Consider the following 9,650-nt stretch of genomic DNA (forward strand, 5'->3'; position numbering starts at 1 on the left):
CGACGCCGAGGGCGCCGACACCCTGCTCTTCATCGACAACATCTTCCGCTTCACCCAGGCGGGCTCGGAGGTCTCGGCGCTGCTCGGCCGCATGCCTTCCGCCGTCGGCTACCAGCCGAACCTGGCCACCGAGATGGGCGAACTCCAGGAGCGCATCACCTCGACCAAGACGGGCTCGGTGACCTCGGTGCAGGCTATCTACGTGCCCGCCGACGACCTCACCGATCCCGCTCCCGCCACCACCTTCGCCCACCTGGACGCCACCACCGTGCTGTCGCGGCCGCTGACCGAGATCGGCATCTACCCGGCGGTGGACCCGCTGGCCTCGACTTCGCGCATCCTCGATCCCCGCATCGTCGGCCAGGACCACTACGACGTGGCCCAGGCGGTGAAGAAGACCCTGCAGCGCTACAAGGACCTGCAGGACATCATCGCCATCCTGGGCATCGACGAGTTGAGCGAAGACGACAAGCTGGTGGTGGCCCGCGCCCGCAAGGTCCAGAAGTTTCTCTCCCAGCCCTTCCACGTGGCCGAGCAGTTCACCGGCATGAAGGGGCGGTACGTGAAGGTCGCCGACACCGTGCGCAGCTTCAAGGAGATCATCGAGGGCAAGCACGACGACATCCCCGAGCAGGCCTTCTACATGAAGGGCGCCATCGACGAGGTCCTGGAGCACGCGGAGAGGATGAAGGCCACCAGCGCCGCCTGATGGAACCCACCTTCCATCTCGAGATCGTCACCCCCGACCGCCGGGTGGTGAGCGACGTGGCTGCGGAGATGCAGCTCCCCGGCAAGAACGGCTACCTGGGCATCCTGCCCGGGCACGCGCCCCTGATCACGGAGCTGGCGGTGGGCGAGATCACCTATCGCAACGTCGAGATCACCAGCCACCTGGCGGTGGCCTGGGGCTTCGCCGAAGTCCTGCCCGACCGGGTCACCATCCTGGCGGAGACGGCCGAGAAAGCCGAGGAGATCGACGTGGCCCGCGCCCAGAAGGCCCGCGACCGCGCCGAGGCCCGCCTCAAAGGCGGCGATCCCGAGACCGACTTCGACCGTGCCCTGGTGGCCCTGGAGCGCGCCCTGGTCCGCCTGCAGGTGGCCACCAAGCGCTAGCCGGCCGCATCAGAAATGAAGAAAGCCGCCGGAGTTCCGGCGGCTTTGCTGTTTCTGAGGTGCGGCTCAGTAGCGGCCGTAGCCCTGCTGGTAGCCGCGCTCGTAGCCCTGGCGATAGATGTTCTTGTAGTCCTGCTTGTCCACGTTGTGCACCGTGCTCAGGTTGTGGTCGGCATCCTTCCAGGTGTCGTGTTCGTGCGGGCGATAGGAGTGCCCGGTGCCGCGATCCTTGGAGCCGTCGTGCAGACCGTCCTGGTAGCCGGTGTTGTAGGCGACGTCGTGGTAGTTGTTGTAGTTGTTGTTGCCGCGGTAGCCGTCGTCGCGGTCGCGATCATGATCGCCGTCGCGGTCGCGGTCGTCGCCCCAGCCATAGCGCGGGTTGCGGTTGTTGAAGCCGTCGTCGTATCCGGTCTTGTAGCCGTCGCGGTAGCCCTGCTTGAACTGGCCGCGGCTGCCCATGGAGTTGTTGTAGCCGTTGTCGCCGCGCTGGTAGTCGTCGCTGCGGTAGTCGTAGCCGGCCCGGTGGTCGCGATCGACCCGCCCGTGCTGGTAGCCGTCCCGGTAGCCGTACTGGTACCCGTTCTGGCGGGCGTCCCGCTGCCCGTTATCGTCCGGATCGTGGGCCAGGGCCGGGGCGCTCAGAACCAGCGCTACTCCCAACGTCAAGATCGCAGTCAGCAAAGTCTTTCGCATTGGCTCTCTCCTCCCGTGCCGGGGCGGCCAGTGGCCTGCCGGGCCTGGCACTTGCATTTTACGTCCACACTCTGCTCAGATGCCTTCTGCTTCCGCCGTGCTGTACCCCAAAACGGGAATCCGGGGGCACGGAAGGCCATGTCCGCCGGCCCCAGGGTGATTTGTGGAAATCCACAAACCCCTTGATTTCCGGCAACTTGGGCCGCTACAATCCGCCAGCTTCCTCCTCAGCCACTCCCGGGAATCCGCCTTGGCACCGGACTGCTTGCGCGCCATCCCCCCATCCGGAGGGCGGCCCCCAAGGGGATGGAGTGCAGAGTGCCGGGGAGGGTGCTGGCCTGCTTGCCGGGCAAGGACCGGCAGTACAATGATTTCGCGCCGTACGGCGCGACCGACAGCGGAATGAGCCTAACCGTCCAGGTAGCCGGCAAGAGCGATATCGGGTGCGTGCGTACCAACAACGAAGACAACTTCGGGTACGACGCGCGCTATGGCATCTTTGTGGTTTGCGACGGCATGGGAGGACAGGCCGCCGGCGAGGTGGCCAGCAAGATGGGCGTGGACACGGTGCTCAGCTACTTCCGCCAGGCCGCCAACAACGGCAGCTACCCGCTGGTGGGCAAGGCCGTGGAAGGGGTCTCGGAGCGCGCCAACGCCCTGGGCAGCGCCATCCAGATGGCCAATGGCGCCATCTTCCAGGCGGCCTCGGGGACCTCGGAGCGCGCCGGCATGGGCTCCACCATCGTGGCCGTGCTGGTGAAGGGGAACTTCGTCTCCATCGCCCACGTGGGCGACAGCCGCATCTACCTGCTGCGCCAGGGCTCCATCCAGCAGTTGACCGACGATCACTCCCTGGTGATGGAGCAGGTGCGCCGCGGCCTCATCACCCGCGAGGAAGCCGAGCACTCGGAGATGCAGAACATCATCATCCGTGCTCTGGGCTCGGAAGAGGTGGTGGAGCCCGACCTGGACGACCTGGTGGGCCAGCCCGGCGACATGCTGCTGCTGGCCACCGACGGCCTCACCAAGCACGTGAAGGACGACCGCCTGCTGGAGCTGGTGCGCTCGGCCCGCGGCCTCGCGGCCGCCTGCGACGCCCTCATCCAGGCGGCCAAGGACCATGGCGGCGACGACAACATCACCTGCATCCTCATCCGCCTGCAGGACGAGCCCTGGTATCGCAGACTTTTCTCCACCCGGAGCCCGGAATGGCAAAACTCTATTTGAAGTTCGAGCAGAACGTGTTGAAGGAATTCACCCTGGCGCAGGGGACGGTCACCATCGGCCGCCTGCCCGATAACCTCATCCAGGTGGACAACCTGGCGGTCTCGGGACATCACGCCAAGATCTCCTGGGAGACCGACCACTACGTGCTCGAGGACAACAACAGCCTCAACGGCACCTATCTCAACAACCAGCGGGTCAGCAAGTCGGTGCTCAAGGACGGCGACAGCATGCTGATCGGCAAGCACACCCTCGTCTTCAAGGACGAGTGGCACGAGGACACGCCTGGGCAGCACACCCTCGCCGCCGACCACACCACCATTCCCGCAGTCCCCAAGCTGGAGGCCACGGTGGTGCTCGACACCAAGAAGGCCAAGGAGATGATGGCGGCAGCGCGCGCCGCCAAGGAGGGAACGCCGGCCGCCGCCCCGCCTGCCGCTGAAGCCGGCGGTGCCCCGGCTCCGGCCGCGGTCCCGGCCGCTCCAGCCGCGCCCGCCCCGCCCGCGGCGGCTCCCAAGGAGCGCACCGGCGTGCTCAGCGTGCTGGCGGGCAAGACCGGCGAGCCCCAGTACACCCTCAGCGGCAAGCTCACCGTGATCGGCAAGTCGGAGATGGCTTCCATCAAGCTGAAGGGCTGGTTCGCGCCCAAGGTGGCGGCCAGCATCAGCAAGCGCGATTCCAGGTACTTCATCGCCGCCTCCGAGAAGGCGGTCAAGGTGAAGGTGAACGGGGCCGACATCGCCGGCCAGAAAGAGCTGGCCGAGGGCGACGTCATCGAGGTCGCCGGCATCAAGCTCAGCTTCGCCTACCACGAATAGCCGCCGCTCCTCCGCTTCGGGGACGCAATCTTTTTGCGTCCCCTTTTCCATTTGTTACACTCGTGTGTTGATCGTTCCTTCCTGGCCCGGGTAGCAAGTCATTCCTGTTCGGAGGCACTCATCATGGACATCAAGATCGTCGGCGTGGTGGGCGCCGGCACCATGGGCAACGGCATCGCCCACGTCTTCGCCAAGAACCGCTATCACGTGGTGCTGTGCGACGTGGAGCAGCGGCTGCTCGACCGCGCCCTCGACACCATCGGCAAGAACCTGGACCGCGAGGTGGCCAAGGCCAAGATCTCCGCCGACGACCGCGCCAGCGCCCTGCAGAAGATCGAGACCGTCGTCGACCGCGCCGTGCTCGCCAAGTGCGACCTGGTGGTCGAGGCCGTCTTCGAGAAGCTGGAACTCAAGCAGCAGATCTTCCGCGACCTCGACCGCATCTGCCGACCCGAGGTCATCCTGGCCTCCAACACCTCCTCCATCTCCATCACCAAGCTGGCCGGCTTCACCAAGCGTCCCGACAAGGTCATCGGCATGCACTTCTTCAATCCCGTGCCGGTGATGAAGCTGGTGGAGGTCATCCGCGGGCTGGCCACCTCCGACGAGACCTGCGCCGCCATCACGGCGCTGGCCACCAACCTGGACAAGAGCCCGGTGGAGGTGCACGACGCCCCCGGCTTCGTCTCCAACCGCGTGCTCATGCCTCTGCTCAACGAGGCCATGTACGCGGTGATGGAGGGCGTGGCCACCCCCGAGGCGGTGGACGAGGTCTTCAAGCTGGGCATGAACCACCCCATGGGCCCGCTCACCCTGGCCGACTTCATCGGCCTCGACGTCTGCCTCGATATCATGCGCGTGCTGCACGCCGGGCTGGGCGATCCCAAGTATTATCCCTGCCCGCTGCTCATCAAGATGGTGGATGCGGGCTGGCTGGGCCGCAAGAGCGGCCGCGGCTTCTACAAGTACTGAGGGGAGAGCTGGCATGATGAAGACCGCGCTCCGCGTCTCCTTGCTGTGCTGCGCGGCGGTGCTAGCCGCACAACAGCCCGCCGACCTGCGCACCCCGCAGGAGTCCCACCTGCGCAACCTGCGCCAGCTCACCTTCGGCGGCACCAACGCCGAGGCCTACTTCTCCGCCGACGGCCGCCAGCTCATCTTTCAGGCCACGCCCCCGGGCGGCCAGTGCGACCAGATCTACACCATGAACACGGACGGCTCGAACGTGCGCCAGATGTCGAAGGGCGGCCGCACCACCTGCGCCTACTTCTTTCCCGACGGCAAGCGCGTCCTCTACGCCTCTACCTTCAAGACCAGCATGGAGTGCCCGCCGCCGCCCGACTGGTCCAAGGGCTACCGCTGGGCCCTGTATCCCGGCTACGAGATCTACGCTGCCAGCCCCGACGGCTCCGACATCCGGCAACTCACCCACCACTGGGGCTACGACGCCGAGGCGGTGGTCTCGCCCGACGGCAAGAAGATCGTCTTCACCTCGCTGCGCCACGGCAACCTCGACATCTACACCATGGACGCCCACGGCGGCCACCTGAAGCGCCTCACCCACGAGCTGGGCTACAACGGCGGCCCCTTCTTTTCTCCCGACGGGCAGTGGATCGTCTACCGCGCCTACCATCCCACCAGCAAGCAGGACATCGCCGAGTTCCAAGGGCTGCTGAAGCAGGGCCTCTACCATCCCACCACGCTGGAACTCTGGATCATGCGCGCCGACGGCAGCCAGAAGCGCCAGATCACCCACCTGAACGCTGCCAGCTTCGCGCCCTTCTTCTTCCCCGACGGCAAGCGCATCATCTTCGCCTCCAACGTGCATTCGGGGCCGGGGATGGGCAACTTCGAGCTCTACGCCGTCGGCCTGGACGGCAGCGGCCTGGAGCGCATCACCTACAGCGAAGGCTTCGACGGCTTCCCCATGTTCAGCCCCGACGGGAAGAAGCTGGTCTTCGCCTCGCAGCGCAACAGCAAGAGCCGCGAAGCCATCGACATCTATATCGCCGACTGGGTGCCGTAGGGCCTGCCCTGCCGCGATGCGCGATCGCCAATCCCGCCGCGGCCAGAGTCATGCTATGCTCAGCCGCATGGCGTTTCGTCTGACGGTGCTGGCCAGCGGCAGCAAGGGCAACTGCACCGTCGTCGCCACCTCCCGCACCGCCATCCTGGTGGACGCGGGACTCTCCTGCCGCGAGACCCTGCGCCGCCTGCACGCCGCCGGGGAAGCCCCGCACGCGCTCGCCGCCATCCTCATCTCCCACGAGCACTCCGACCACGTCGCCGGCCTGCCCGTGCTGGCGCGCCGCACCAAGGTCCCCGTGTACATGACCGGCGCCACCCACGAGGCCTGGCGGCGGCAGGTGCGCGATCCCCAGGCTCCCCAGGCCAGCCGCCTCGACCGCCTGGAAGTCTTCGCCGCCGGCCGCAGCTTCCAGGTGGGCGACATCACGGTCACGCCCTTCACCCTGCCCCACGACGCCGCCGACCCGGTGGGCTTCGCCTTCTCGGCCGAGGGCGTGAAGCTGGCCATCGTCACCGACCTGGGCTACCTGCCTGCCAACGTGCGCGAGCACATCCGCCACTGCGACGTGCTCATGGTCGAGTCCAACCACGACCTGGAGATGCTGCGCGGCGGCCCCTACCCTTGGGCGGTCAAGCAACGAGTGATGAGCCGCGTGGGCCACCTCTCCAACGAGGCCCTCGCGGATTTCTTTGCCAGCGACTATGATGGAAGAGCTGCCTTCGTCGTGCTGGCCCACCTCTCGGAGCAGAACAATCACCCGGAGATCGCCAGGGAGACGGCCGAAAAGGCGCTGGGACCGCGCCGCAGCCTGCTGCATAACCGGCTGCTGCTGGCCTCGCAAGCGCAGCCCTTGGACGCCATTCGTCTGTAGTCATGAGCCAACAGTGTGTGGATCGCGTGGTCGGCGAGATCCTGGCCGGCTGGCGCTACGACATCTCCGGGATCGCTCCCGAGATGCGCGGCGACTATGAGCAGCACTTCGCGGAGTGCGCCCGCTGCCGCGCCCGCCAGCGCCTGCACCGCACCATCGACCTCGGCCTGATCGCGCTCACCACCCTCTCCGCCGGCGTCTTCCTAGTGGCCTTCGGCGCCATCCATTACTTCGATCCCAAGCACGCGCTCCTGCTGGAGCTGGCCGCCCTCGCCGGCTTCCTCTTCTCCCTGCTGGTATGGGTGATCGTGGCCATCGCCACTCCCGCCCCGCTGGTCATGGTGGACGCGGCCAAGCTGGGCGCGCGCCGCATCCACGAGAAGCTGCCCCAGGAGATCCGTGACCGCATCCCCAACCAGATCACCTCCCGCCTGGGCGGCTGAGCCGGTGCTGCGGATCCTGGCCTTTCCCCTGGTCCTCGCGCTTGCCCTGACCGCGGCCGCGCAGCAGAGGTCGCCCATGCCCGGCATGAACATGCCGGAGAAGCCTGCTCCCCTCGAGTTCGCCTCCGGCACCGCCTGGCAGCCCCAGTCCATCCCCGAGCACATGTGGATGCTCCAGCGGGGCGGCTGGAGCTTCATGGTCCACGGCAACCTGGTGGCTGGCTACAACCAGCAGGGCGGGCCGCGGGGAGCGGGCAAGGCCCAGGCCATGGACTTCGCCATGTTCATGGAGCGCCACAAGCTGGGCCGCGGCACCCTCGAGTTCCGCCAGATGCTCTCCGCCGAGCCCCTTACCGCGCCCCATCCCGGCTTCCCCGAACTTTTCCAGACGGGCGAGACCTACCACGGCCGGCCGCTGGTGGACCACCAGCATCCCCACGACGTCTTCGGGGAACTATCGCTGCTTTACAGCGCGCCCATCCGCGCGAAGGTGAGCTGGTACTTCTACGCCGCGCCCGCGGGCGAGCCCGCGCTGGGGCCGGTCGCGTACCTGCACCGCTACTCCGCGATGGACGTCCCGGCGGCGCCCCTCGGCCACCATGTCCAGGATTCCACCCACATCAGCTACGGCGTGGTGACTAGCGGCTTCGTGCTCGGCCCGGTCAAGCTGGAAGCCTCGCTCTTCAACGGACGCGAGCCCGACGAGGCCCGCTACGACTTCGACTTCGCGCCCATGGACTCCTGGTCGGTACGGGCCTCGGCGCGCCCGAGCAAGAACTGGGAGGCGCAGTACAGCTTCGGCCACCTGGTGCGCCCGGAGGCCACCGAAGCCACCGACATCGCCCGCCAGACGGCCTCGCTCACCTACAACCGTCCCATCGCGCGCGGAGGCTGGGCCACCTCGCTGGTCTGGGGACGCAACCGCAAACTGCAGCAGCGCAGCACGCAGAACAGCTACCTGCTGGAGTCGGAGCTGAACTTCCTCGACAAGGACTACGCTTTCACCCGGCTGGAACTGGTGGACCGCGACGAACTCTTCCCGGCGCTGCCGCCGCCCGCGCCCCAGTACCGCGTCGGGGCCTACACCTTCGGCGGCGTGCGCGACCTGGTGCACGACCGCAGGCTGCAGGTGGGCCTGGGCGCGGCCGTGACCTTCTACTCCAAGCCCGCGTCGCTGGACGCGGCCTACGGCGGCAACCCGGTCTCGTTCCAGCTTTTCCTGCGCGTGCGGCCGGGGCTGATGCCCGCCGGACATTAGAGTCCGGGCAGGCAGTAAAAGCGCTGCCGGACGCCCCTCGAATGCGGGATAATGCTGCTTCCCTCGGAGTTCAAGGAGATGAACATGAGCCAAACCGCCCGGCGGCGCTTCGGATCGGCTGCCGCACTCCTGCTCGCGCTCTGGCTGGTGGTTCCGGCGACGGCCGCGGAGAAGGACAAGCGACAGGTCCTGCAACAGGCGCGAGGCAGCTACTACAGCCTGAACGCGCACGGTTTCTCCGACTTCCAATGCACTACGACGCCGGACTGGGAAGCTCTGCTGCAGGACCTGCGGAAATCCGACCCGGCCCGCGCCGACCGGACCGTCGCCCTCCTGAAACAGATCCAGTTCACGGTGAAGTTCGACACCGCGGGTTCCACCAAGGTCACCCATACCAGTGTTCCGGCGGAGAATGACGAAATGGCCAAGGGCCTGAACCAGATCTATGGGGGCGCGGAGCAGGCCATCTCCGGCTTCTTTGACACCTGGTCGCCCTTCATGCTCACCTCCCCGTTCCCCGCGGTCGACAGCGAATACCAACTGGACGATCAAGGTGGTGAGTGGAGCCTCTCCTACAAGGAAGGGACCTCCGACGTCGTGACCACGATGGGGAAGGACCTGGTGATCCACGAACTCAGGATCATTTCGCCGGAGTTCCGAAGCTCGATCCGGCCGCAGTTTCTGACCAGCCGCGAAGGCCTGCTGCTGGCCGGCTACCAGGCCGACTATCAGGGCAAGACCCCGGAAGACGCCACCGCGCTCACCGTGAAGATCGACTACCAGGAGGTCAACGGCCTGCCCTTGCCCCGGACGCTCGATGTGAGCGGATCCCAGGCGGGCTCACCGTTCCGGGTCTCCTTCTCGTTTTCCGGCTGCCAGGCCAACCGGCACTGAGCCGGCGCGGTCTGAGGGGATCTCATCCCGGCGGCCCCGTCTGCAGCCCCCCGATCAGGTCGGTGATGCGCTCCACCTGGTGCTCCACGCACCAGCGGTGGAGCGCGTCCACGATCTTCTCGGTGGCGCAGGGGTCCCAGTAGCTGGCGGTGCCGATCTGGACCGCGGCCGCGCCCGCCAGCATGAACTCGATCACGTCCTCCGCGGTCGAGATGCCGCCCATGCCGATCACCGGGATGTCCACGGCGTGCGCCGCCTCGTACACCATGCGCAGGGCGATGGGCTTGATGGCCGGCCCGGAGAGCCC

The 9,650-nt window shown here is 67.0% G+C and carries 12 protein-coding genes; 10 read left to right on the forward strand and 2 right to left on the reverse strand.

Annotated features, from left to right (window positions below; genetic code table 11):
• The coding region (locus VEG08_05345; protein HXZ27409.1) for a F0F1 ATP synthase subunit beta at positions 1 to 709 on the forward strand (709 nt) is incomplete at its 5' end.
• Positions 709 to 1,113, forward strand: a complete 405-nt coding sequence (locus tag VEG08_05350) for a F0F1 ATP synthase subunit epsilon (GenBank protein ID HXZ27410.1) — start codon at positions 709 to 711, stop codon at positions 1,111 to 1,113. The genes VEG08_05345 and VEG08_05350, both read left to right, overlap by 1 nt.
• A 66-nt stretch (positions 1,114 to 1,179) precedes the next feature.
• Here VEG08_05350 and VEG08_05355 read toward each other — a convergent pair whose 3' ends face one another.
• The gene (locus tag VEG08_05355) at positions 1,180 to 1,806 is read right to left on the reverse strand and encodes a hypothetical protein (GenBank protein HXZ27411.1); all 627 of its coding nucleotides are present in this window, start codon (positions 1,804 to 1,806) and stop codon (positions 1,180 to 1,182) included.
• 402 nt (positions 1,807 to 2,208) lie between these two features.
• On the opposite strand from VEG08_05355, the gene VEG08_05360 reads away from it, so the two are divergent.
• From VEG08_05360 to VEG08_05395, 8 genes are all read left to right on the forward strand, one after another.
• Positions 2,209 to 3,033, forward strand: a complete 825-nt coding sequence (locus VEG08_05360; protein ID HXZ27412.1) for a Stp1/IreP family PP2C-type Ser/Thr phosphatase — start codon at positions 2,209 to 2,211, stop codon at positions 3,031 to 3,033.
• Positions 3,015 to 3,848: an FHA domain-containing protein gene (locus VEG08_05365; GenBank protein ID HXZ27413.1), complete on the forward strand. Its 834-nt coding sequence runs from the start codon at positions 3,015 to 3,017 to the stop codon at positions 3,846 to 3,848. The genes VEG08_05360 and VEG08_05365 overlap by 19 nt, the downstream gene beginning before the upstream one ends.
• A 123-nt stretch (positions 3,849 to 3,971) precedes the next feature.
• Positions 3,972 to 4,820, forward strand: coding sequence for a 3-hydroxybutyryl-CoA dehydrogenase (locus VEG08_05370; GenBank protein HXZ27414.1), 849 nt, complete (start codon positions 3,972 to 3,974; stop codon positions 4,818 to 4,820).
• A 13-nt stretch (positions 4,821 to 4,833) separates the two neighbouring features.
• Positions 4,834 to 5,874 (forward strand): hypothetical protein, encoded by a 1,041-nt coding sequence (locus tag VEG08_05375; protein HXZ27415.1) that lies wholly within the window; start codon positions 4,834 to 4,836, stop codon positions 5,872 to 5,874.
• Positions 5,875 to 5,941: 67 nt separating this feature from the next.
• A complete protein-coding gene (locus VEG08_05380) occupies positions 5,942 to 6,748 on the forward strand; it encodes an MBL fold metallo-hydrolase (GenBank protein HXZ27416.1) in 807 nt (268 codons plus the stop codon).
• A 2-nt stretch (positions 6,749 to 6,750) separates the two neighbouring features.
• Positions 6,751 to 7,191 (forward strand): hypothetical protein, encoded by a 441-nt coding sequence (locus tag VEG08_05385; GenBank protein ID HXZ27417.1) that lies wholly within the window; start codon positions 6,751 to 6,753, stop codon positions 7,189 to 7,191.
• A gap of 4 nt (positions 7,192 to 7,195) precedes the next feature.
• Positions 7,196 to 8,449, forward strand: a complete 1,254-nt coding sequence (locus tag VEG08_05390; GenBank protein HXZ27418.1) for a hypothetical protein — start codon at positions 7,196 to 7,198, stop codon at positions 8,447 to 8,449.
• Positions 8,450 to 8,533: 84 nt separating this feature from the next.
• Complete coding sequence (locus VEG08_05395; protein ID HXZ27419.1) at positions 8,534 to 9,343, forward strand: hypothetical protein; 810 nt, start codon at positions 8,534 to 8,536, stop codon at positions 9,341 to 9,343.
• Between the two features lie 22 nt (positions 9,344 to 9,365).
• Here VEG08_05395 and VEG08_05400 read toward each other — a convergent pair.
• A partial coding sequence (locus VEG08_05400) for a nitronate monooxygenase (protein HXZ27420.1) occupies positions 9,366 to 9,650 on the reverse strand: 285 nt, incomplete at its 5' end.

Source organism: Terriglobales bacterium (assembly GCA_035624475.1).
Classification (GTDB): Bacteria; Acidobacteriota; Terriglobia; order Terriglobales; family Acidobacteriaceae; genus DASPRL01.